Source organism: [Clostridium] scindens (assembly GCF_019597925.1).
GTDB lineage: Bacteria > Bacillota > Clostridia > Lachnospirales > Lachnospiraceae > Clostridium_AP.
This window is the reverse complement of the sequence record NZ_CP080442.1, coordinates 3,710,641-3,735,486: the sequence shown is the minus strand read 5'-3', so window position 1 is coordinate 3,735,486 and position 24,846 is coordinate 3,710,641. Positions and strand designations below refer to the sequence as shown.

At 48.4% G+C, this 24,846-nt stretch carries 21 protein-coding genes; all 21 read left to right on the top strand.

All coding sequences use genetic code 11. The features are described 5' to 3' along the window. The first annotated feature begins 389 nt into the window (after positions 1-389). The 21 genes from K0036_RS17940 (at position 390) to K0036_RS17840 (ending at position 24,834) form a co-directional block, all read left to right on the top strand. On the top strand, positions 390-1,052 hold the full coding sequence (locus K0036_RS17940) for a F0F1 ATP synthase subunit A (RefSeq protein WP_025641280.1): 663 nt from the start codon (positions 390-392) through the stop codon (positions 1,050-1,052). Between the two features lie 23 nt (positions 1,053-1,075). Continuing rightward, positions 1,076-1,300 carry an ATP synthase F0 subunit C gene (gene atpE, locus K0036_RS17935; protein WP_025641282.1) on the top strand — a complete coding sequence of 75 codons (225 nt, stop codon included), beginning with the start codon at positions 1,076-1,078 and terminating at the stop codon, positions 1,298-1,300. Between the two features lie 51 nt (positions 1,301-1,351). Beyond that, positions 1,352-1,855 (top strand): F0F1 ATP synthase subunit B, encoded by a 504-nt coding sequence (gene atpF, locus K0036_RS17930; RefSeq protein ID WP_220430311.1) that lies wholly within the window; start codon positions 1,352-1,354, stop codon positions 1,853-1,855. Beyond that, positions 1,833-2,369: an ATP synthase F1 subunit delta gene (atpH, locus tag K0036_RS17925; RefSeq protein WP_220430310.1), complete on the top strand. Its 537-nt coding sequence runs from the start codon at positions 1,833-1,835 to the stop codon at positions 2,367-2,369. Before atpF ends, atpH begins: the two co-directional genes overlap by 23 nt. Before the next feature lie 6 nt (positions 2,370-2,375). Further along, a complete protein-coding gene (gene atpA, locus K0036_RS17920) occupies positions 2,376-3,881 on the top strand; it encodes a F0F1 ATP synthase subunit alpha (protein WP_025641287.1) in 1,506 nt (501 codons plus the stop codon). Between the two features lie 11 nt (positions 3,882-3,892). Then, entirely contained in the window at positions 3,893-4,789 is an 897-nt protein-coding gene (gene atpG, locus K0036_RS17915) for an ATP synthase F1 subunit gamma (protein ID WP_025641289.1), read from the top strand. An 11-nt stretch (positions 4,790-4,800) separates the two neighbouring features. Then, a complete protein-coding gene (gene atpD / locus K0036_RS17910; RefSeq protein WP_025641291.1) occupies positions 4,801-6,192 on the top strand; it encodes a F0F1 ATP synthase subunit beta in 1,392 nt (463 codons plus the stop codon). 23 nt (positions 6,193-6,215) lie between these two features. Beyond that, positions 6,216-6,632, top strand: coding sequence for an ATP synthase F1 subunit epsilon (gene atpC, locus K0036_RS17905; protein WP_025641296.1), 417 nt, complete (start codon positions 6,216-6,218; stop codon positions 6,630-6,632). Between the two features lie 163 nt (positions 6,633-6,795). Then, positions 6,796-7,848, top strand: coding sequence for an ABC transporter substrate-binding protein (locus K0036_RS17900; protein ID WP_025641298.1), 1,053 nt, complete (start codon positions 6,796-6,798; stop codon positions 7,846-7,848). A 157-nt stretch (positions 7,849-8,005) separates the two neighbouring features. Then, the gene (locus K0036_RS17895; RefSeq protein WP_025641300.1) at positions 8,006-9,628 is read left to right on the top strand and encodes a response regulator; all 1,623 of its coding nucleotides are present in this window, start codon (positions 8,006-8,008) and stop codon (positions 9,626-9,628) included. A gap of 5 nt (positions 9,629-9,633) precedes the next feature. After that, positions 9,634-11,118, top strand: a complete 1,485-nt coding sequence (locus K0036_RS17890) for a sensor histidine kinase (protein WP_220430309.1) — start codon at positions 9,634-9,636, stop codon at positions 11,116-11,118. A 141-nt stretch (positions 11,119-11,259) separates the two neighbouring features. Beyond that, positions 11,260-12,324 carry an ABC transporter substrate-binding protein gene (locus K0036_RS17885; RefSeq protein WP_025641304.1) on the top strand — a complete coding sequence of 355 codons (1,065 nt, stop codon included), beginning with the start codon at positions 11,260-11,262 and terminating at the stop codon, positions 12,322-12,324. 152 nt (positions 12,325-12,476) lie between these two features. Further along, entirely contained in the window at positions 12,477-13,994 is a 1,518-nt protein-coding gene (locus K0036_RS17880; RefSeq protein WP_220430308.1) for a sugar ABC transporter ATP-binding protein, read from the top strand. Continuing rightward, the gene (locus tag K0036_RS17875; RefSeq protein WP_173694386.1) at positions 13,987-15,054 is read left to right on the top strand and encodes an ABC transporter permease; all 1,068 of its coding nucleotides are present in this window, start codon (positions 13,987-13,989) and stop codon (positions 15,052-15,054) included. Before K0036_RS17880 ends, K0036_RS17875 begins: the two co-directional genes overlap by 8 nt. A gap of 2 nt (positions 15,055-15,056) precedes the next feature. Next, positions 15,057-16,085: an ABC transporter permease subunit gene (locus K0036_RS17870; protein ID WP_025641307.1), complete on the top strand. Its 1,029-nt coding sequence runs from the start codon at positions 15,057-15,059 to the stop codon at positions 16,083-16,085. A gap of 297 nt (positions 16,086-16,382) precedes the next feature. Beyond that, positions 16,383-17,465, top strand: coding sequence for a galactose ABC transporter substrate-binding protein (locus tag K0036_RS17865; RefSeq protein WP_025641308.1), 1,083 nt, complete (start codon positions 16,383-16,385; stop codon positions 17,463-17,465). Between the two features lie 71 nt (positions 17,466-17,536). Beyond that, positions 17,537-19,036, top strand: coding sequence for a sugar ABC transporter ATP-binding protein (locus tag K0036_RS17860; RefSeq protein ID WP_025641310.1), 1,500 nt, complete (start codon positions 17,537-17,539; stop codon positions 19,034-19,036). A 29-nt stretch (positions 19,037-19,065) separates the two neighbouring features. Then, complete coding sequence (mglC, locus tag K0036_RS17855) at positions 19,066-20,295, top strand: galactose/methyl galactoside ABC transporter permease MglC (RefSeq protein ID WP_025641312.1); 1,230 nt, start codon at positions 19,066-19,068, stop codon at positions 20,293-20,295. A gap of 98 nt (positions 20,296-20,393) precedes the next feature. Then, positions 20,394-22,028 carry a response regulator gene (locus K0036_RS17850; RefSeq protein WP_259283347.1) on the top strand — a complete coding sequence of 545 codons (1,635 nt, stop codon included), beginning with the start codon at positions 20,394-20,396 and terminating at the stop codon, positions 22,026-22,028. A 12-nt stretch (positions 22,029-22,040) separates the two neighbouring features. Next, positions 22,041-23,867, top strand: a complete 1,827-nt coding sequence (locus tag K0036_RS17845) for a sensor histidine kinase (protein ID WP_220430306.1) — start codon at positions 22,041-22,043, stop codon at positions 23,865-23,867. Further along, positions 23,860-24,834: a substrate-binding domain-containing protein gene (locus K0036_RS17840; RefSeq protein WP_256184253.1), complete on the top strand. Its 975-nt coding sequence runs from the start codon at positions 23,860-23,862 to the stop codon at positions 24,832-24,834. Before K0036_RS17845 ends, K0036_RS17840 begins: the two co-directional genes overlap by 8 nt. Positions 24,835-24,846: the final 12 nt, after the last annotated feature.

Here is a 24,846-nt window from a genome sequence, read left to right as displayed (position 1 = left end):
ATAAGAGTAAAATCAAGTATTATAGTAATAGTGACGAAACGATGCCGAGGAAATCCACGCTGCGTTTGTTGGAATTCACGTTAGACAAAGAAAATTAGGAATAATCAGTTATATAATATGAAAAAAATAACAGAAAAAAATCGCAAAAGATTGTGCATAATTAATCTTGAAATTTTTGCCAGAAGACAAAGGAGAGGCAAAACGAAAAAAAATGAATAAAGTCTGTTGAGAATAAGGATGGCAAAAGAGGAATTTTGAATAAAAAATTCCTCTTTTTTTCCATATCAGCCCTACAGCCTGGATTCATTGACAAATCTCGCAATTAGCAGTAATGTGATAAAAACTTTTTGAAGGAAGGGGATAATACGGAAGAACTAACAAAGAACTTGCTGGAAGAGTTAAACTGCCAGACCGTCTTTACGATTCCCGTATTCGGTGGAATTGCGGTTGATGAGTCTATCGTCGTGACGTGGATTATTATGGCAGTGCTTGCAGTTCTGTCAATCGTCTTTGTCAGGAACCTGAAGGTCGAGAATCCGGGCAAGGTGCAGCTGGCCCTGGAGTCTGTTATCAGCTGGGCGCAGGATTTCTTCGAAGGCATTATCGGAAGAGAAAACAGAAGGTACATTCCTTATCTGATGACGGTGGCGCTTTATCTGGCGGTATCCAATGTAATCGGCTTACTAGGGTTTAAGCCGCCGACGAAGGATCTTAATGTAACGGCGGCGCTCGCGCTTATGAGCATGGTCCTGATCGAATACTCCGGCATCCACAGGAATGGCGTGAAGCATTGGGCGGGGCATTTTGCCAAGCCGGTGCCTTTTGTGGCTCCCATCATGGTGATGGAAGTATTCATACGTCCGCTTTCGCTTTGCATGCGGCTATTTGGCAATATGCTGGGCGGCTTTGTGGTAATGGAACTGGTCAAGCAAGTGGTTCCTCTGCTTGTGCCAATTCCCTTAAGTTTTTATTTTGACATATTTGACGGATTGCTGCAGGCATACGTATTCGTGTTTTTAACAGCATTATTTATGAATGAAGAAATGGAATAAGAAAAGGAGATTGATAAGTTATGATAGGTACAATTATTGCAATTGGAGCAGGCGTAGCAGTGTTTACAGGTATTGGAGCAGGTATTGGAATCGGAATCGCTACAGGCAAGGCAGCGGATGCCATCGCAAGACAGCCGGAAGCGGAGAGCAAGATCAGCAAGACATTGATTCTTGGATGCGCGCTGGCCGAGGCAACCGCCATCTATGGATTCATCATCGCGCTGCTGATAATCTTCTTCTTAAAATAGGGGCAGTTTTTAAACGGCAGCAGTTAAGAAGAGAAAGGCAGGTATAAGACAGTGCTGAGATTAGATTTTAATCTTGTTCTGGAAATGATAAACCTGGTAGTGCTGTTTCTGATCCTCCGCAAGTTTCTGTTTCGCCCGGTTATGAACATTATGGAAAAGCGCAAGGCGATGATCGCCGAGGGGCTTAAGAATGCTGATGAGCAGCAGGAAGCGGCCCGGGAGCTTAAGAAGCAGTATGAGGATGCCTTAAGCGGGGCGAAGGACGAATCCCTCCGGATGATAGAACAGGCGAAGCTGGATGCGAGGACAGAGTATGACCGCATCTTAAAAGAGGCAGATGCGCAGGCGGGGAAATTGCTTGTGACAGCCAGGGAAACCATTGATCTTGAAAGAGAGCAGACACTAAGGGATATGAAGTCGCAAGTCGCCGGGCTGGCCATGGAAGCTGCAAAGAGGCTTGTAACGCAGCAGTGCCAGGCAGATGACGGCCGGGCTATCTATGACCAATTTCTGAAAGAAGCAGGTGATCAAGGTGACGGCAGTGAAGAAAGTTAAGAAAGAACGCCTAACGCTATCCGCTATCCGGTACGCCAGGGTGCTGTCAGAACTGGGAATTGCCAGAGAGACGGTGGAAGAGGCGTTCGAGGCGTTCGAGGCAGTGCCCGAACTTGCGGAAGTATTGGCCAGTCCTGTGGTGGACGACAGCCAGAAGCATGCGGCGATCGACAGGATATTTCCAAAGGAAATCCGCAGCTTCCTCAAGGTAGCCGTGGATCACGGGCAGGCAGGCATTATGGAAGAAATCTTCCAGGCATATGAGGAGCAAAGGCTAAGGGAAGAAGGAACCGTGACCGCCAGGCTTAGGTTCGTCACAATACCATCCAAAGAGCAGCAGGAGAGGATGGAAGCGTATATATGCAAAGAATTTCACGGGACCCGGGTACAGTGGGAAATGGAAGAGGACGCAAGCCTGATTGGCGGCTTCGTACTGTCGGTGGAAGGAAAAGAGTATGATTACAGCATGCAAGGGCAGCTTGCGAGGATGGAACAACAATTAATCCGGAGGTGAAGTTAAGTGAGTGCAATTAGTTCAGATGAGATTATCTCTATACTGAAAGAGGAAATAGAGAACTATGAAGTAATGAGCAGGGATCAGGAAGTGGGAACCGTCGTCTCCGTAGGTGACGGCATTGCCACGATCTATGGAATCGACCACGCGATGTATGGGGAGATCGTAACTTTGGAGAATGGGCTTAAGGGCATGGTGCAGGACATCAAGTTAAATGAGATCAGCTGTATCTTGTTCGGCGATGACTCAGGCATTAAGCAGGGCACCAAAGTGGCCCGGACAGGCAAGAGGGCGGGGATCCCGGTAGGCGAGGCCTATATAGGCAGGATTGTGGATCCTCTTGGCGCGCCCATTGATGGAAGGGGAGAGATCAAGGCAGACGGCTACCGCCCCATTGAGCAGGAAGCGCCAGGAATCGTAGAGCGCAAATCCGTCAGCGTGCCTTTGGAGACGGGAATCCTGTCCATTGATTCTATGTTTCCGATCGGACGTGGGCAAAGAGAGCTGATTATCGGCGATCGCCAGACAGGGAAGACTTCCATTGCCATGGACGCGATCCTGAACCAGAAGGGGAAGGATGTTATCTGCATCTATGTGGCGATCGGGCAGAAGGCATCCACCGTAGCCCAGCTGGTGAATACGCTAAGAAGCAGCGATGCCTTGGACTATACTACGGTATTCTGCTCTACGGCAAGCGAATGCGCGCCTCTCCAATATATCGTCCCGTATTCGGCGACTGCTCTGGCAGAATATTTTATGTACCAGGGAAAAGATGTCCTCATTGTCTATGACGATCTTTCCAAGCACGCGGTTGCTTACCGGGCAATCTCCCTGCTGCTTGGACGTTCTCCCGGCAGGGAGGCTTATCCGGGAGACGTATTCTATCTGCACTCAAGACTTCTGGAACGAAGCAGTCGCTTAAGCGACGAAGCAGGCGGCGGATCTATTACGGCCCTTCCGATTATTGAGACCCAGGCGGGGGATGTGTCCGCGTATATCCCTACCAATGTGATTTCGATTACCGATGGCCAGATATTTCTGGAAAGCGATCTGTTCAACGCAGGCATGCGCCCGGCTGTGAACGTGGGCCTGTCTGTATCCCGTGTGGGAGGGGCAGCGCAGACTAAGGCTATGAAAAAGGCATCCGGAAGCGTGAGGATTGATCTTGCGCAGGCCCGGGAGATGGAATCATTCACACAGTTTAGTTCGGATCTGGATGATGCGACTAAGACGCAACTTAAGTACGGCAGCTGCCTGACCGAACTTTTGAAGCAGCCTCTGGGCCATCCTTTAAGCATGCATGAGCAGGTAATAACCTTGTGCGTGGCAACCCATAAGATCATGCTGGATATACCGACGGATAAAGTCAAGGAATTCCAGACGGATATGCTGGCATTCTTTGACAGAGAGCATCCGGAAATCGTGCAGGAGATTGAGGTAAGAAGGGTGCTGGATGATGACCTGACTGAAAAGATATTGAATGCGGCAAAGGAATTTAAAGAAAAAAGATAGCAGGTGTAAATATGGCAAACGCGAAAGAGATCAAAGAGAGGATGGCCAGTATTCAGGAGACGAAGAAGATTACTAACGCAATGTATCTGATCTCTTCTTCCAAGATGAAGCAGGCTAAGAAAAAACTTGCGGATACGGAACCATTCTTCTATGCGATGCAGGCCGAGATTGGCAGGATATTGCGCCATGTCCCGGATATGCACAGCCATTTTTTTGATATGCGTGAAAAGATTGCCCAGGAGGACCGTAAGATCGGCTGTATTGTTGTTACGGCCGATAAGGGCCTGGCAGGGGCATACAATCATAATGTGATTAAGATGACGGAGGAAATGCTAAAGGGGCCAGGCAAGTACAAACTGTTCGTGCTGGGGGAATTGGGAAGACAGTACTTTTCGAAAAAGGATAAACTGGAACTGGATACGGGATTCCGCTATACCGTCCAGAATCCTACGATGTACCGCGCCCGTGTAATCTCTACGAGGATGTTAGAATTGTTCGAGCAAGGCGAGCTGGATGAAATCCATATCATATATACCCGCATGGTCAATGCCATGCAGGTAGAGGCAGAGAAGATCAATATCCTTCCTCTGCAGCGGATGAACTTCGTCCCAAAGAATCTTCCATCCCTGGAAGGTGTTTATCAGGAGGGCGTGACATTGTATCCCTCGGCGCACAGCGTCATGGACAGCATCGTTCCCAACTATGTATATGGAATTCTCTATGGGTGCCTGGTAGAATCCTTCTGCAGCGAGCAGAATGCCAGGATGCAGGCGATGCAGAACGCGACGGACAGCGCTGCAAAGATGCTTGGCGAACTTAATATAACGTATAACCGCGTGCGTCAGGCTGATATTACGCAGGAACTGACGGAAGTAATCGGCGGAGCGAATGCACAGAAAAGGAAGTGAGTAGTAGCGTTATGACAAAAGGAAGAATCGTGCAGGTCATGGGACCTGTCGTGGATGTAGAATTTAATAGCAAGGAAGAACTTCCGTTTATCAAAGATGCGCTGGAAGTGGATAATGGCGGCAGACGCTGTGTAATGGAGGTGGCGCAGCATGTTGGGAACAATATTGCCAGATGCATCATGCTGGCCTCCAGCGACGGACTCTATAAGGATATGGAAGTAACGGCCACCGGCGCGGGAATCAAGGTTCCGGTTGGGGAACAGACTTTGGGACGCCTGTTTAACGTATTAGGGGAGCCGATTGATGACGGAGAACGTATAAAAGAGGAGAGCGATCATTGGGTGATCCACAGGAAGGCCCCAAGTTTCGAGGATCAGAGTCCTGCGGTCGAGGTATTGGAGACAGGGATCAAGGTCATTGACCTTCTGACGCCTTATGCGAAAGGAGGCAAGATCGGGCTGTTTGGCGGCGCTGGCGTGGGAAAGACGGTGCTGATCCAGGAACTGATCCATAACATCGCGACGGAGCATGGCGGATACTCCATCTTTACCGGCGTGGGGGAACGTTCCCGGGAGGGAAACGATCTGTGGACAGAGATGAGGGAATCCGGGGTACTGGATAAGACCGCCCTGGTATTTGGGCAGATGAACGAGCCTCCCGGGGCACGTATGCGCGTGGCTGAGACGGGGCTTACCATGGCAGAGTATTTTCGGGATGAGGAGCATCAGAATGTTTTGCTGTTTATTGACAATATTTTCCGTTTTGTCCAGGCAGGCTCCGAAGTGTCCGCGCTACTTGGACGGATGCCTTCCGCCGTAGGCTATCAGCCTACGCTGGCAAATGAGATGGGGGCCCTTCAGGAAAGGATCGCCTCTACCAAGAATGGCTCGGTTACTTCTGTCCAGGCAGTCTACGTACCGGCAGATGACCTGACCGACCCGGCGCCGGCCACGACATTCTCCCACCTGGATGCGACTACGGTATTGTCAAGGAAGATTGTAGAACAGGGCATCTACCCTGCGGTCGATCCGCTGGAATCTACTTCCCGTATCCTGGAGGCTGACGTGGTAGGCGAAGAGCACTACAAGGTTGCCCGTAAGGTACAGGAAATACTGCAGAAGTATAAAGAACTGCAGGATATCATTGCGATTCTTGGCATGGAAGAACTGTCAGAGGAAGACAAGATGACGGTAAACCGGGCCAGAAAGATTCAGAAGTTTCTGTCACAGCCATTCTCAGTTGCGGAGACATTTACGGGAATCCCTGGAAAATACGTGCCGCTTAAGGAGACCATCCGCGGATTCAAGGCTATCATAGACGGCGAGATGGATGAGTATCCTGAAAATGCCTTCTTCAATGTGGGAACCATCGAGGATGTGATTGAAAAGGCCAAGGCCGAGTAACCGGCCTGTAAGGAGTGGAAGCGATGAACACATTTTATCTGAAGGTAATATCAAGCGACAAAGTATTCTATGAAGGCAGATGCGAATATCTGATCATCCCGACGCCGGAAGGCCAGAAAGGGGTGCTGGCGCACCATGAGAATATGGTAGTAGCGGTGGAGATTGGAGAACTGCACCTTAGAACAGACAAGGGCGAGTGGATCACGGCTGCCGTATCAAAGGGATTTGCCGAGATTATGAATAACCGCGTGTCTGTCCTGGTCAATTCCGCGGAGCGCCCGGAAGAAATCGACATCAAGCGGGCAGAGGAAGCCAAGGAAAGGGCCCAGGAACGATTGCGCCAGAAGCAGAGCATCCAGGAGTACCATCTTTCCCAGGCATCATTGGCCAGGGCTATGACGCGGCTTAAGACATCGAAGGAGAAGCATTGGAATATATAATAGGGTAAAAACCTAAAAGATTGAGAATGGGTGGCATTATTGCCACCCATTTTTTAGGCTGCTAAGAAGCAAAATAACATAATAACATTTACAATTGAAAAATTCTTCTATAATATTATGATAAGTATTTAAATTATGTCGTAAGTTATGGGAGGGCTTTTTTATGTTTAAAAACCACAGGAGAAGGTGGCTTGGGGCAGGCATCGTGCTTCTGTTTGCGGCTGCCGTATCTTCTGGCTGCAGCCTGCTGTCATCATCGGGAGATTCACAGGAAAATAAGGCAATTACGATCGGCTTTTCCCAAGTAGGGGCGGAGTCGGACTGGAGAACGGCCAACTCTATCTCAATCAAAGAGACATTTACGGAAAAGAAAGGATATGACCTGATCTTTCTGGATGCGCAGCAGAAGCAGGAGAATCAGGTACGGGCAATCCGCAGCTTTATCCAGCAGGACGTAGACTATATCGTGCTTGCCCCGGTAATCGAGACGGGCTGGGATACGGTGCTTAAGGAGGCGAAAAGCGTAGGGATACCAGTTATTATCGTTGACAGGATGGTGGACGTGACTGATGAAAGCCTGTATGCGGCCTGGGTAGGAACCGATTTCAGGCTGCAGGGGGAGAAGGCTTGCGAATGGCTAAAGGCATATGCGGATAAGCAAGGAATGACCGGGCTTAATATCGTGAATATTCAGGGTACTCTGGGGGCGACGGCACAAATCGAACGCACGTCGGCGCTTGAAGCGGCTGCAGACAGATATGGATGGAATATCCTGGAGCAGCAGCCTGGAGAATATACGCAGGCAAGAGCCCGGGAAGTGATGGAAGGGATGCTGGGAAAATACGGCGATATTGACGTTGTCTATTGCGAAAATGACAACGAGGCATTTGGGGCGCTTGAGGCCATTGAAGCAGCAGGAAAGACGGCAGGGCCTGACGGAGACATGATCGTCATATCCTTTGATGCAGTCAGGGATGGCCTTTGGGATGTGATAAATGGAAAGATTGCCTTGGATGTCGAATGCAATCCTATGCATGGCCCAAAAGTGGAGCAGATAATCATGCGAATGGAGGAAGGGAAAAAGCCAGCCAAATATACGTATGTCAAGGAAGGGCTTTTTTCTATGGATGATAGCATCGAGTCTGTGAAAGTGGGAGAAAACGAATATAAGGTCAAGAAAGTAACCGAAGATCTTATCAATAGCAGGCCTTATTAGATGGAAGAGGAATGATTCCTTCAAATGCAGGTGAAGACATGCATTTGAAGGTTTTTATATATCATAAAAAATCGAACCTTTATGGTAAGAAATCATATTTTTGAAATCGGAAAATTCAGTATCATAGAAGTAGAAAGGAAAAATTTGGTGATGGTTTATGGAAAAAGTCAAGATTTTTTTGGTTGAAGATGAGATTGTGATACGAAATGGTATCAAAAATAGCATTGAATGGGAAAAGGAGGGCTATGAATTCGTAGGGGAGGCCAGCGATGGGGAACTGGCTTATCCAATGATCGTCAAAGAGCGGCCGGATATTCTGATAACAGATATAAAAATGCCGTTTATGGACGGGCTGGAACTAAGCAGGCTTGTACGCAAGGAACTTCCGGAATTGAAAATATTGATTTTGAGCGGATATGATGAATTTGACTATGCCAAGGAAGCCATCAGCCTTGGAGTTACGGAATATCTTCTGAAGCCGGTCTCTTCTGCCAAATTGCTGGAAACACTCAAAGGCGTCAGCGTGATCATCGAGCAGGAGAGGGAGGAGCGAGACCTTCTTAAACGGTATTCGGAAGAGATGAAGGAAAGTACGGAGCATGAAAAAATGCGTTTTTTTGGCCAGCTGATCTCTGAAGACCTTACGATGGGGGAAATTCTTGAGACAGGCAAGAAATTCGAGATGGACTTAAGCGCCCAGGCCTATGAAGTCATTCTCTTCAAGATCCTGACCTCGCTTAAGAATGACGGAAGCGGGGAACATCTGGCAGAAGCATGCGACGCGGTAGAAGAACTGGCGGCCAGGCTCCCTTATGTATACGGATTTCAAAGAGGCGTGGATGGCTGGGCATTCCTTATGACGGCTGAGGACGAGGCCCAGATGAAGGAACGGGCCGAGCGGTTTGCGGGGAAGCTTAAGACGATCATGGAACAGTGGAAGAACTTGGAGTATTTTGGGGGGATCGGCTGCGCGGTATTAAGGCTTCGGGAACTTAGAAGGTCTTTTCGCGAGGCAGATAAGGCATTTGCGGGAAGATTTACCCATGACCCGAATCAGATCATAACAACCAGGGAACTTCAAGGGGTACATGATATGGATGATTTCCAGGTGAGAGGATTTGGGGAGATCGAGCATACCAGGGGGCAGATTGAGAAGTTTTTGAATAATGGCACGGAAGAAGAGATTGAAAGTTTCTCACGGGCTTATATTGATGAGATTTCTGTGGAGAATTTCCGGTCTTCCCTGATGCGCCAATATATTATCATGGATGTATATATTGTAATTATGTCATTTTGCGAGAAACTGGAGATATCTGATGCCAGGCTTAAAGAAGATGTGGAAGAGTTAAAGGAGGCAATGCAGAAGATCCATTCGCTGGAAGAAATACGCAAATGGATGATACGGCTTCTGACACGGGCGATCGAGGCAAGAGATACGGCCAGCGGGCGGCGGTATTCGGACATCATCGAGGCGGCCAAGATCCAGATTGAGAATACCTACATGGCAGAAAACATTTCCTTAAATACGGTGGCCGCAAGTGTAGGCATGAGTCCCAGCTACTTCAGTTCTGTATTCAGCAGGGAAGTAGGAAAGACATTTGTGGAGTATCTGACTGAGACCAGGATGGAGAAGGCCAAAGAACTGCTGATGTGCTCCCCGCTAAAGACGTCAGAGATCGGATACGAGGTGGGGTATAAGGATCCCCATTATTTCAGCTACATATTTAAGAAGACCCAGGGGTGCTCGCCGAAGGATTACCGCGCCCGCAGAAAGGAATAGGGAGCATGAAAAAATATATGAAGATATCTTTGAATAAAAGGCTGAACGCAATATCCATGGCTGCATTTATTCCGATGTTCCTTGTCATGCTATATCTTCTGGTATCGTTATCTGGCGCCACCAAGGCTTATGCGGATATAACCCAGAGCGTTACCTATGCGAACCAATATGCCATGGATTTTAAAGAGCGTATGGATAACAGCATGTACCTGGCAGTAATCGGGAAGAAAAGCATGGAGGAGCTGGGGGATGGAGAAACCACGGTCAATGGAATCGTTACCGTTAATCCCTATGAGTATATTGCTGAACTGTCAGCAGCCTGCGACAAACTGTCGGATATGGCAACCGTAGACATCAACCGCAATCAGATCACGCGTCTGAAGAACAGCCTGAAATCCCTGGAACGGTGCGTCTCAGAATTGGAAGAGGGGATCAAAGGGAAAGCGACGTATCAGGAAAATGTAGATTATCTGGATGAGAACATTTATATGCTGACCTCCTTGATCCAATCAGGAATACAGGAATATATCTATGTGGAAACAACCAACTTCGATAATGTAAGGGCCGGGCTGGATGCCCAGAACGCCAGGACATTTACCGTCTGCAGCCTGATATCCATGGCGGCTATCATTGTTTCCATACTGCTTACCGTGAATGCCTCCCGAAGCGTGACCAGGCCCATCCAGAAACTGTGCAGCGTCACCCAGAAGGTTGCGGAAGGCGACTTTACCGTTAAGACTAAAGTAGAGAATACAGACGAGATATCCGTTCTGACCCAGAGTTTCAACGATATGACGGAGGAGATCGGCGTCCTGGTAGAAGATATCAAGAAGAAGCAGGCGAACCTTCATATTGCGGAGACCAGGCTGCTTCAGGCGCAGATTAACCCGCATTTCCTCTATAATACTCTGGATACGATCGTCTGGCTTGCGGAAGAAAATAAAAAGGAAGAAGTCGTATCCATGGTTACGGCGCTATCTGAATTCTTCCGGACGACGCTGAGCAAAGGCAGGGACTTTATTACCGTCAAGGAGGAGGAATCTCACATAGAGAGCTATCTCAAGATTCAGCAGTTCCGGTATCAGGATATCATGGATTATGAGATCGATATTGATGAAAGCATGTATGGATTCGTAATACCTAAGCTTACGCTTCAGCCCCTGGTGGAGAATGCCTTGTATCACGGAGTCAAGAATAAAAGAGGAAAGGGAATGATACGGATTACCGGAAGACTGGAAGGCAGCGATATGGTATTCAAGGTCATAGATGACGGGAAAGGAATGACCGAAGAAGAACTTGGGAAATTGCAGAATAGCCTGAAGAAAGACAAAAGTGACCGCCAGGAAGACGGCTTCGGGCTGTCTAATGTCAACCAGCGTATCCGGCACTATTATGGAGAAAGTTATGGCCTTTCCTTTGAAAGCCGGGAAAATGAAGGGACGACAGCAACCATTATTCTGGAAGCAAAAAATATTCAACCTTTTGTGTAAAAAATCCAACCTCCTTTTTGTGTTTCGAAAGAAATATTAAAAAGTCAAAATGATACTCCGTTTAAGATATGTTCACATTCAGTTAACATATAACCAAGATGATTGATACGAAGCCAATCACAAAAAAGGAGGAAATGAAAGATGAAAAGAAAAGCAATATCAGTGTTACTCGCGGCAATGATGGTAACAACATTAGCAGTTGGCTGCGGAAACAAAGGCGGCGGAAGCGATGATTCTTCTGACAAAGGATCTTCTGATAGCGGAAGTGATCTTATTACAGTAGGTTTCTCACAGGTAGGCGCAGAGTCTGACTGGCGTACAGCAAACTCAGAGTCTATGAAAGAGACATTCAGCAAAGACAATGGATATAAGCTGATCTTTGATGACGCTCAGCAGAAACAGGAGAACCAGATCACGGCAATCCGTAACTTCATCCAGCAGGATGTTGACTACATCGTACTTGCTCCTGTAACAGAGACAGGATGGGATACAGTTCTGAAAGAGGCACAGGATGCAGACATCCCGGTAATCATCGTTGACCGTATGGTAGACGTATCTGATGACAGCCTTTACACAGCATGGGTTGGCTCAGACTTCAAGCTTGAGGGACAGAAAGCAAGCGCTTGGCTGAAGGCATATGCTGAAGCAAAAGGAATGTCAGAAGTCAATATCGCCCACATCCAGGGAACCATCGGAGCATCTGCTCAGATCGGACGTACAGAAGGTCTGGAAGAGGCTGCAAAAGAAAATGGATGGAATATCGTTGACCAGCAGACCGGAGAATTTACACAGGCAAAAGGACAGGAAGTTATGGAGTCTATGCTGAAAAAGCATGACAACATCAACGTAGTATACTGCGAGAACGATAACGAAGCATTCGGCGCGATCGACGCAATCGAAGCAGCAGGCAAGAAGGTTGGCCCTGATGGAGACATCCTCGTTATGTCATTCGATACAACGAACGCCGGACTTACCGATACATTATCTGGAAAGATTATCTGCAACACAGAATGTAATCCATTACACGGACCACGCGTACAGGAAATCATCGAGAAGCTTGAAGCAGGCGAAGAGCCGGATAAGATCGCATATGTTGACGAAGAAATGTTCGCATTCGACGACACAGTTAAGTCTGTAAAAGTAGGCGACAAAGACTTTGATGTAACGGCAATCTCTCAGGAAATCATTGACGGACGTGCTTACTAAAATTACATACAGTAATCCGTACAGGATGTAGGAATGGCGCGGTAGAATAGGAGGGGCATAGAGGCCTGGATATGCTGCCGCGCTATCTTTACGCCAAAATTAGGGGAAAAGAGCGATTGATGCAATATATAGAAAGCAGGTGAGCTGATAAAATGGAAGAAAATGTTGTATTAACAATGAGAGATATCTCTAAGACGTTTCCAGGTGTCAAAGCCTTACAACATGTTGATTTTACTCTCCGAAAGGGAGAGATACACGCGCTGATGGGAGAAAACGGAGCGGGCAAGTCCACTCTGATCAAGGTCCTGACAGGCGTGCATGAGTTTGAGTCGGGAGAGATCAGGATGAGCGGAAATGATTCCGCGATTGTCAACAAGTCTCCTCAGGATGCACAGGATAAAGGTATCAGCACCGTATACCAGGAGGTAAACTTATGTCCGAACCTGACGGTTGCCGAGAACCTGTTTATCGGGCGGGAGCCAAGGAAAGCCGGCTTTATCGACTGGAAGACTATGAATAAGAAATCTACGGAACTACTTGAAAGCCTTGACATAGACGCGGGAGCGACAGATAAGCTAGAGGAGTGCTCTCTGGCAAAACAGCAGATGATCGCCATTGCGAGGGCGGTCGATATGCAGTGCCAGGTACTGATCCTGGATGAGCCTACCTCATCATTGGATGATGACGAGGTTGCCAAATTATTTACCCTGATGAGAAAACTGAAGGCAGAAGGGGTGGGAATTATCTTCGTTACCCACTTCCTGGAGCAGGTATATGAGGTCTGCGACCGGATTACGGTTCTTCGTAACGGCGAGCTGGTAGGCGAATATGAGACCAAGGATCTGCCAAGAGTCATGCTGGTAGCCAAGATGATGGGCAAGGATTTCGATGATCTTGCGGACATCAAAGGAGAGCACAGCGGCCTCAAGGAATACATCCCGGTTATTGAGGCGGAAGGACTTGGACGCAAAGGAAGCATCCGCCCCTTTGACTTTACCATACATAAGGGAGAGGTGGTCGGATTCACAGGACTTCTGGGATCCGGACGTTCAGAACTGGTACGTGCCATCTATGGCGCCGACAAGCCGGACAGCGGCAAGCTGAAGGTCGGAGGCAAAGAAGTTAAGATCAGTTCTCCAATCGATGCCATGAAGCTTGGCATGGCATACCTGCCGGAAGACAGGAAGAAAGACGGCATCCTTGCGGATCTGTCCGTAAGAGAGAATATCATCATTGCCCTTCAGGCTAAGCGCGGCATGTTCCATCCGATGAGCCGCAAGGAGATGGAGGAAGCGGCTGATAAATACATTGATATGCTCCAGATTAAGACGGCAAGCAGGGAGACGCCGATCAAGAGCCTTTCCGGCGGCAACCAGCAGAAGGTGATTATCGGACGCTGGCTTCTTACCGAGCCGGATTTCCTGATCTTGGATGAGCCTACCAGAGGAATTGATATCGGTACCAAGACGGAGATCCAGAAACTGGTGCTGAACCTGGCGGATGAAGGAATGGCAGTGGCTTTCATCTCCTCCGAGGTAGAAGAGATGCTCCGTACCTGCTCGCGCATGGCGGTGCTAAGGGATGGAAAGAAGGTCGGGGAACTCTCCGGCGATGAGTTGTCACAAGAAGGAATTATGAAAGCAATAGCAGGAGGTGATGGAGATGAGTAATACGAAATCGACTTGGAAGAAGATTACATCTATGCGTCTGTTTATGCCGATCGTATGCCTGCTGGCAGTATTGCTGATCAATGTTATCACGACTCCGGGATTTTTCAAGGTATCAATCAATAACGGAGTGTTATATGGATATATCGTAGATGTTATAAACCGTGCATCAGAGTTAGTAATCCTTGCTGTGGGTATGACGCTTGTAACCGCGGCTTCCGGCGGACAGGACATCAGCGTGGGAGCAGTCATGGCCGTAGCAGCAGCCGTATGCTGTCAGATTCTTTCCGGCGGCGAGGTATCGGTTACCAAACTGGCAGCCCCGATAGCGCTCGCTATCCTTGCGGCTCTTCTGGCATCCGCTTTATGCGGCGCCTTTAATGGATTCCTGGTAGCCAAGCTGAACATCCAGCCTATGGTGGCGACGCTGATCCTGTTCACGGCAGGACGAGGAATCGCCCAGTTGATCACGGCAGGCCAGATTACTTATGTACGTGTAGGCTCCTACAAGGTACTGGGCGGATATATTGGAAAATGTCCGATACCCACGCCAATCTTCATTGCGATCATTGTAATCGTGGTCACATACCTGCTTCTTAAGAAGACGGCATTAGGCTTATATATTGAAAGCGTCGGTATCAATGGCACCGCATCCAGGCTTGTGGGACTTAACTCTACCATGATCAAGTTCCTTGCCTATGTAATCTGCGGCCTGATGGCAGGCATAGCGGGCGTTGTGGCTTCCAGCCGCATCTACTCCGCAGATGCCAACAACATCGGCCTGAACCTTGAAATGGATGCCATCCTTGCAGTCGCGCTTGGCGGCAACGTGCTTGGCGGCGGAAAGTTCAGCCTGATGGGCTCCGTGATCGGCGCATATACGATTCAGGCATTGACGACAACCTTATACGCAATGAGCGTTTCTGCCGATCAATTGCCGGTATACAAGGCAATCGTAGTCGTCATCATCGTTACGCTGCAAAGTCCGGTATTTAAGAAATTTGTTGCAGCGCAGAAGGCAAAGCGCCAGGCATCGAAAGCAATAACGGAAGGAGGAAACTAGTCATGGCAGTAAAGACGATGAACAGACAAAAAAGAAAACTGAATGGAAATAGTTTCCTTCTGCTGATAACAGTACTTTTATTCGTAGCAATGTATGTGGCGGGCATGATCGTGTTCGCGGACAAGGGATTCGCAAAACCACAGATGTTCCTTAACCTATTTATATCCAATGCGGGACTTCTGGTGATTGCCATGGGGCAGACGATCGTCATGATCACTGGAGGAATCGATATTTCCGTAGGCTCTGTGACAGCATTGGTATGCATGGTAGTCGCCAGCCAGATGGAGAACCATGGTACAAGCGCATATGCAGCCGTAGCAATTGCTCTTCTGATCGGCCTTGCGTATGGCGTGGTACAGGGATTCCTGATTTCCTACCTGGATATCCAGCCATTTATCGTCACGCTTGCCGGCCTATTCTTCGGCCGCGGGCTTACGTCCATGATCAGCACGGAAATGATCTCCATCAAGAATGAGACGTTCCTGGCGTGGGCGAACTATAAGATCTACCTGCCTATCGGCTCCTACAGCAAGCGGGGCAAGTTCCTGCCAGCGTATATCTACCCGACGGTAGTGATAGCAATCCTGATCTTTATCATCATTGCCATCATTATGAAGTACAGCAAATTCGGACGCTCCGTATACGCTATCGGCGGAAATGCGCAAAGCGCGTTGATGATGGGATTAAATGTCCGCAAGACGAAGTTCAAGGCTTATATGCTGGACGGCTTCCTTGCAGGATGCGGCGGCTTCCTGTTCTGCCTGAACAGCTGCTCCGGATTCGTTGAGCAGGCCAAAGGTCTTGAGATGGACGCGATCTCGGCATCAGTCATCGGCGGAACGCTGCTAAGCGGGGGCGTGGGCACGCCATTCGGAACCGTATTCGGCGTACTGATCAAGGGAACCATATCCAGTCTGATCACGACCCAGGGAACGCTGTCAAGCTGGTGGGTACGTATCGTGCTTTCAGCGCTGCTATGCTTCTTCATTGTATTGCAGTCTGTATTTGCAGGAATCAAAAAGAAAAAATAAGAACAGCCACAGAGATAAAACGGCGGGAGAACATCCTGCCGTTTTTATATTAGGAAAGCCCCCAAGGGGCTTTTTTTCGTATCAGTCCAGATGCCAAGTAGATAAGAAACTTGAATAGATGTGCAATATTGCTAAAAGTATGCAATGAAAATTGTAAATTATATACATATCATATAAGAAATTCGATATAACACAAAAAAATATTGTATATATTTTCCGCTTTCATTTTCTTATACTGGGACCATAGCAAATGTGAAGAGATTCGCACAAACAATATCATTTGGAGGAGGATACGTAATGAAAAAAGAAAAAGTAACTAGGCTACTGGCAGCAGGGCTTGCGGTAATGATGGTCGCAGGAATGGCCACAGGATGCAGGAAGAGTGACAGCGGATCATCAGACGGAGGAGATAAGAAGGACGCAAAATCCGATGTGCTTATCGGGTCTGCAATCTACAAGTTTGACGATACTTTCATGACAGGCGTGCGTACAGCCATGACGGATCAGGCCAAAGAAGCCAAGGTAGATCTGGAACTGGTGGATTCCCAGAACAAGCAGGCAACACAGAATGAGCAGGTGGATACCTTCATCACCAAGGGCGTGAACGCTCTGGCGATCAACCCGGTTGACCGTACGGCAGCAGGCCCGATCATCGAGAAGGCAAAGGCCAAGGATCTTCCAATCGTATTTTTGAACCGTGAGCCGGAAGAAGCAGATATGCAGAGTTATGACAAGGTTTGGTATGTAGGCGCGAAGGCAGAGCAGTCAGGAACTCTTTCCGGTGAGATTATCGCCGACTTCTTTAAAGCTCATCCGGAAGCAGACAAGAATGGGGATGGAACCATCCAGTATGTAATGCTTCAGGGAGAGCCGGGACATCAGGATGCAACCCTGCGTACGGAATATTCTGTAAAAGCAATTGAAGAGGCTGGATTCAAGACAGAAAAACTGGCAGCTGATACGGCAATGTGGGACAAGGCAAAGGCTACAGACTTAATGAAGGCGTTTATTACAGGCCAGAGCCTTGACAAGATCGAAGCAGTTCTTTGCAACAATGACGATATGGCTCTTGGCGCGATCGAGGCGTTGAAAGCAGAAGGATACAACAAAGACAGCAGCGACCTGTCCAAATATATCCCGGTAGTAGGCGTAGACGCGACCGCTCCGGCGCTGGAAGCAATGAAAGAAGGCTCTCTGCTCGGAACCGTCCTGAATGATGCGGACAACCAGGGCAAGGCAACCGTTAATGTAGCTGTTGCGGCAGTAAATGGAAAAGAAATCAATGAAGAAAATGTTGGCTATCCAATCACGGACGGAAAATATATCTGGATCGACTATGTAAAGGTTACAGAAGACAATTACCAGGATTATATGAAATAGAGAAAATGCAGCAGATTCATAACCAGGGGGTGGAGGATTCCATCCCTTGGCTTTAAAGGAGGAGTGAGGGCATGGGAGAATATATACTGGAAATGAACAATATCACAAAAGTTTTTCCAGGCGTTAAGGCTCTCGACAACGTCAGCCTGAAAGTGAGGCCGGGAAGCGTCCACGCGCTGATGGGCGAAAATGGTGCCGGCAAATCAACGCTGATGAAGTGCCTGTTCGGAATCTATCATGAGGATGGCGGCGAGATTGTCCTGGACGGAAAGCCGGAAAAGATCATGACGTCAAAGCAGGCGCTGGATCTGGGCGTCTCTATGATTCATCAGGAACTTCACCCGATCCGGTTTAGGCCGGTAATGGAAAATATATGGCTTGGCAGATTCCCGATGAAGGGGATCGCGGTCAATAAGAAGGCAATGATTGAAAAGACCAGAGAATTGTTTGAAGAAGTAGATCTGGATATTAATCCGGAGGTATTAGCAGGAACATTATCTGCCTCTAATCTACAGCTTGTAGAAATAGCAAAGGCGGTTAGCTATAATTCAAAAATTATTATCATGGATGAGCCGACCTCGTCCCTGACAGAGAATGAAACGCAGCATCTGTTCAAGATCATCCGCAAGCTTCAGGATAAGGGATGCGCGATTATTTACATTTCCCATAAGATGGAAGAAATATTAAAGATTGCAGATGAAGTGACGATCATGAGGGATGGGCAGTATGTAGGAACATGGGATGCCTCGGAACTTACGACGGATCTGATCATCAACCGGATGGTGGGACGGGATATGACGAACCGTTTCCCACCAAAAGAATACCAGCCATCCGATGAGGTGGTCTTGAAAGTAGAAGGCTTATGCTCGCCTCTTCCTAAGTCCTTCCAGGATGTCAGCTTCGAGCTCAAAAAAGGAGAGATCCTTGGAATCGGCGGATTGGTAGGCGCCCAGAGAACGGAACTGGTGGAGGCCATATTCGGACTGAGGGAGATCGTGGAAGGCACCATAGAAAAGGATGGAAAGCCGATGAAGATCAAATCTCCCAGGGACGCTATCCGGGAGAACATCGCGCTTCTTACAGAAGAGCGGAGGGCAACGGGAATCTTCGGGATTCTCTCCGTGCTTGACAATACGGTAATCGTAAACCAGAAGGCATATGCCCATGGGGGCGTCCTGCGGGATAGCGAGCGGCTGAAGGCAGCGGAGACATCCAATGCAGAACTGCGCACGAAGACGCCGAATATGGATGAGAATATGGAGAACCTGTCCGGCGGAAACCAGCAGAAGGTTCTGCTTGCCAGGTGGCTTTTGACGAATCCGGACATCCTGATCCTGGATGAGCCGACGAGAGGAATCGATGTTGGCGCGAAATATGAGATCTATACGATTATGCATAAATTGGTGGAGCAAGGAAAATCCATCATCATGATCTCTTCTGAAATGCCGGAACTATTAGGAATGTCAGACCGGATCATGGTAATGTGCGAGGGGCGGGTAACAGGCTTCCTTGATTCCGGCGAGGCGGATTCCGTACAAGTCATGAATTACGCGACAAAATTCATGCAGTAGGACTTAGAGGAAAGAGAGGTATTACATATATGCAAAAGAAAGGAAAAGTAGTTGCCCGTAATAAATATGGCGCAACGTTTATAATCATTGGCGCGGCAGCGGTGGTCCTGGGATTTATCCTGTATTATTTTCTGGATCCCGGCGTATTCTATGATCTTGGCCTCTATGTCATAATGGCAGGGGCGGCGGCCTTGCTCTACGGCCTGAGGCAGCGTTTTGCCAGACAGTATAAAGGCATGGATGTGGAACTTTCCGTAGGAACCGGGAAGAAGTTCCTGACGAATAACGCGATCATGATCGCATTGCTGGTAATGATCATCGTCATCATGATCATCCAGCCCAGATTCATGCAGCTGGCGGTTCTTTTGGACATCCTTACCCAGTCATCCACCAAGATGATCGTGGCTCTGGGCATCAGTTTTACGCTTTTGATCGCAGGTACGGACTTGTCAGCAGGACGTATGGTCGGCCTGGCGGCGGTTGTATCTACATCCATGCTGCAGACGGCGGACTATGCCAACCGGTTCTTCCCAAACCTGCCGCATATGGTATTGATTGTTCCTATCATAATCGCGGTGATTGCCTGCGGCCTGTTCGGAATTCTGAACGGCTTTCTAGTAGCAAAGTACGATATGCATCCATTCATTGCCACTCTGGCTGTACAGGTAATGGTCTATGGCGCTAACTCCCTGTACTTTGATATGGAGCCGAACAAGTCCCAGCCAATCGGCGGCGTACGTCCGGACTTCGTGCTGCTGGGACAGAAGAAACTGCTGGCGATCGGAGATTTCCCCGGAATATCCGTGCTGGTTCCAATCGCCATCTGCTTTGTCCTTCTGGTATGGTTCATCCTGAATAAGACAGTATTTGGAAAGAACGTGTATGCCATCGGCGGAAACCGGGAGGCGGCAGTCGTATCCGGCGTCAACGTGTTCAAGACGATCATGGGAATCTTCATTCTGGCTTCCGTGCTGTACGGCGTTGCCGGCGTCCTGGAAGCGGCAAGGACTGCCGGGGCCACCAATAACTATGGCAACGGCTATGAGCTGGATGCCATCGCGGCCTGCGTTGTAGGCGGCGTATCTCTGAATGGAGGCGTTGGAAAAGTAAGCGGCATCGTAAGCGGCGTGCTGATCTTTACCGTAATCCAGTACGGCCTTCAGTTCATCGCGGTCAGCCCGATGTGGCAGCAGGTGATCAAAGGTATCATCATCGCTATCGCGGTTGCGATCGATATGTCGAAATACAGAAAAAAATAAGCGTTGTTGAGTCGCTTTATAAAAACTGCTATAATAAGCCTATGTTTATTATGGCAGTTTTTGGAGTATCTGAATTTAAAGACTGTCAGGAGGATTGGATGGAATATTATAAAATACTATTGGTTGACGATGAACTGGAAATTCGGGACGGAATGATCCAGAAGCTGGACTGGCACCAGTTAGGCTATGATGTCGCGGCGGCAGCGGAAAATGGCGTGGAGGCTCTTGAAAAGGCGGACCAGGTCCAGCCGGATGTCATCATGACGGACATCCGCATGCCCTTTATGGATGGCCTGGAATTCATCGAAAAGGTGATTGAGAGACTTCCGGCAGTAAAGATTATCGTGTTTTCCGGTTTTGATGATTTTGAATATGCACAGAAAGCAATCAATCTGGGGGTGGAAGAATACATACTAAAGCCGATCTCCGCCAAGCAGCTGGAAGAGTCGCTGATCAAGCTGAAAAAGAAGATGGATGAAGAACTGGCAAGAAAAAGGGACATCGCAATCTTAAGAAAGAGTTATGAAGAGAGTTTCCCCATTCTGCGGGAGCAGTTTTTCATAAGCATGATCGAAGGGCGCATGACCCCAAGGCAGATTGAAGTTAAGATGAACCAGTATGGACTGTCCCTCTCCGCCAGGCATAAGACGGTAGCAGTCCTGTCTGCCAATGAGAATTCGCTTTCCTTTGTCAGGAAAAACGTCTTTGCGGGCGAAGAGGAACTGATCCCGATCGTGATAAAAAGAACGGCAGAAGATATCATAGGAAAGTACCATGAAATGTATAGTTTTCTGTATCTTAACTATGTAGTCCTGATCGTGGCTTTGGAATGGGAATCCCAGATATCCCTGCTGTGCCAGGAGTTAAACGAGGCCTGCAAGGCAGCGTGCCGGATTACGGACGCAGACGTCACTGCCGGAATCGGAGGAATCTACGGCCGATTTGAAGAATTAAAATATTCTTTTGAAGAAGCGCAGAATGCGCTGGAATACAGCACCCTGCTCAGAAAAGAAGGAAGGCTTGCGGCATACATTAAGGATATGGAGCCAGAAGACACTACTGCCAGGCTGCAATTGGAAGAGCAGGATGAGAGGCTTTTGATGAATGCCGTAAAGAGCAATAACATGGAAAAGGCAGAGAAGCAGATCAGCCGGTTTTTTGAGCGTCTGGAACAGGCGCGCCTGCCGTTCTGCCAGTACCAGATGTATATTTTGGAGATTTTTACGGTGCTGATGAAGCTGGTCAACGTCTATCAGCTGGATACGAATGTTGTATTTAAAGGCGCGTCGGACTATATCGAGGCGGTACTGGGCCTCCATTCCCTGGAGGAGATCAAGGACTGGTTCATCCAGGCGTGTCGGCAGATTGGAGCCCTTATCCAGAAGGAAAGAATGGCTTCTGGAAAAATGCTGGTCGAAAAAGCCAGGCAGTACGTGGATGAGAATTACGCGGATGCGGAATTCTCGGTGGAGGCGCTGTGCGACAGCCTGCACATCAGTCCGGCTTATTTCTCGACGATTTTCAAGAAAGAGGCCGGAATCAATTTTATTTCTTATCTTACGGACGTACGGATGAAGGAAGCGATGCGCCTCCTGGACGAGACGGATGAGAAAACATACATGATTGCAGCAAAGGTGGGATATTCGGAGCCGAATTATTTCAGTTATGCATTCAAGAAGCAGGTAGGAGTATCCCCCTCAAGATACCGCAAGGGACTTAAGGATCAACAATAGCAGAGGAATACTATGGCGGATAAAGTAATCGGCTTACTGGAAAAAGTAAAAAATATATACCGTAAAAGGAGCCTGCAGTTCATACTGTCCCTATCTTTTACGCTGGTCGCGGTTGCGGTCATGATCGGTGTGGCAGCAGGCTTTTCCCAGAGGTTCGTAAAATCAACGGAACGCTTGGCAATCATCAATAACAAGAATGTCCTGGATCAGATGAACCTTAATCTGGACACTTATCTTCATAACATGATGAGCATTTCCAATACTATGTATTACAGTATCATCAAGAATACAGACTTTGGAAAGGACAGCATGGAGCATGTCAGCGACCAGATGAAGCTGCTGTATGATGCCAACGCGTCGTCTCTGGTGAGCGTGGCAATTTTCAGCGATGAAGGGGACTTGATCGCTGCCCAGCCGTTAAGCCGGACAAAGCCGAATGCCGACCCGGTATCTGAAGATTGGTTCACTAAGGCCAACGAGCAGATTGAGAATGTACATTTTTCAGCGCCTCATGTAGAGAATCTCTTCGTTAACTCTGACAATATCTATCACTGGGTCGTATCCTTAAGCCGTTCTGTAGAGATGACCAAAGATGGAGAGATCGTGCACGGCGTGATGCTGGTTAACATGAATTTTACCGGGATTGAGCAGATATGCAAGAACGTGGACTTAGGAGAATCCGGCTACGTATATATTATCGACCGCAACGGGGAACTGATCTATCACCCGCGCCAGCAGCTGATATACGGTGGAATCATTAAGGAGAATAACAAGAAGGCAGCCAGGTATTCGGAAGGCAGCCACATGGAAAGGTTTGAAGGAAAAGAACGGCAGATCACGGTCAAGACGGTGGGATATACGGGATGGAAGATCATCGGCGTATCCCCGACTTCGGATATTACGACTACTTATATGCAGAACAGCCAGTTTATCTGGATTGTGGCGATCATAGGAATTATCATATTGATCTTTGTAAATATGTTTATCTCTTCCCGGGTGGCTGACCCCATCAAGCAGTTGGAACGCTCGGTGAGAAAACTGGAAAAAAGCAACCTGAACGCGACGGTGAAAATAGGAGGTACCTATGAGATCCGGCATTTGGGACAGACGCTTCAGTCTATGGCTGACAATATGAAGAAGCTGATGGACGATATCGTGAAGGAACAGGAGGACAAGCGGAAAAGCGAGATGTCTGCCCTCCAATCCCAGATAAATCCGCATTTCCTTTATAATACGCTGGATTCTATCATATGGATGATCGAAAACGAGCGGTACGAGGACGCGATCGACATGGTAACCGCGCTTGCCAGACTTTTCAGGATCAGCCTGAGCAAAGGCAAGAATATCATAACCGTGGCCCAGGAACTGCAGCATGCTGAAAATTATCTGATCATTCAGAAGGTGCGATACAAAAACAAATTCGATTACGAGATTCGGATGGAGCCGGAGGCTGCCCTGTGCGCCACGATCAAACTGATCGTGCAGCCCCTTGTGGAAAATTCCATCTATCACGGAATGGAATATATGGATGGGGACGGCAGAATATTTATCCACGCTTATGTAAAAGAGGCTGCCCTGTATATCGAGATAGAAGATAATGGACCGGGAATGACACAGGAGCAGGTGGACGAGCTTGCGAGAGGGACTTTGAAATCCGGCAGAGGGAAAGGCTCAGGCATAGGCTTCCATAACGTGCAGGAGAGGATACGGCTTTACTTTGGCCAGAACTATGGCATGGAAGTGGAGAGCGAGCCGGATGAGGGAACGAGGATTAGAATCCATATTCCGGCGCGGACCGTCGGGGAGATGGAACAGGATGGAGGTGGCCGGCGTGAGTAAGAACCGCAAATACGCGCTTCTGATAGCAGCAGGGGCGATACTCTTCGCCTGGTTTATCTTTGGGTGGGACGGGCTGCCCAGGCAGGAGGAAGAGCATATCCGCCAGATTTCCTATCTCTATCGGAGCAATTCGGTGGAAGAAACCCAGCAGGCGGCCAAGCAGGGGATTGAACAGGCGGCCAAAGATTATAAGTGCGAGATCACGGCAACCGCATTTGATCCTGCTATAACAGCAAAAGAGCAGAAGAAGCTGATTGAGAAGGAAGTGGAAAATGGAGCGGAGGCGATACTGATCGAGCCGCTGGATGATAAAAAAGTAGCGCAGGAGCTTAAGAAGGTCGGAAAACAGGTTCCGATAGTCCAGATCAATTCCTGGATACGGGATGAGGCTGCAAAGGATATCGAAAGAGTCCATGTAGACTACTATAAGATGGGAGAGGAGCTTGCCCGCAAGGTACACAAAGATGTGGGAAGCGGCGGGAGGATACTGCTGCTTAAGTCGGATATGAATTATGCGGATATGGAGGAAGCCTGTCTGGGAGTGAAGGACTATCTTAAGGAGCAAAATGCCATAGTAGAAGAATATTCGATGACAGCGGCTGAGCAGAAATGGGCGGGAACCGTACCGGATATAATGAAGAGGACGGACGTATCGGCCATCATCACGTTTGGCACCATTCAGCTGGAACTGTGTGGAAAGATCAAGAAGGAAGGCCTCGCCTTAGGTGATGCGAGGGTCTATGGGATCGGAAAGTCCAACCAGATTATCTCCTATCTTGAAGAGGGAAAGATCAGCGCGATCGGAGTCTCCAGCGAGTATAGCGCCGGCTATTTAAGCACGACAAAGGCGCTTGGCATAGATCTGCGGGATACAGGAAGAGAAAGGGAGATAGACTTTTCCGTTATTGACGGAGAAAGCATCTATACCACAGAGAACCAGAGGCTGTTATTTCCATTTGTTCAGTAAAGAGGGAATGTT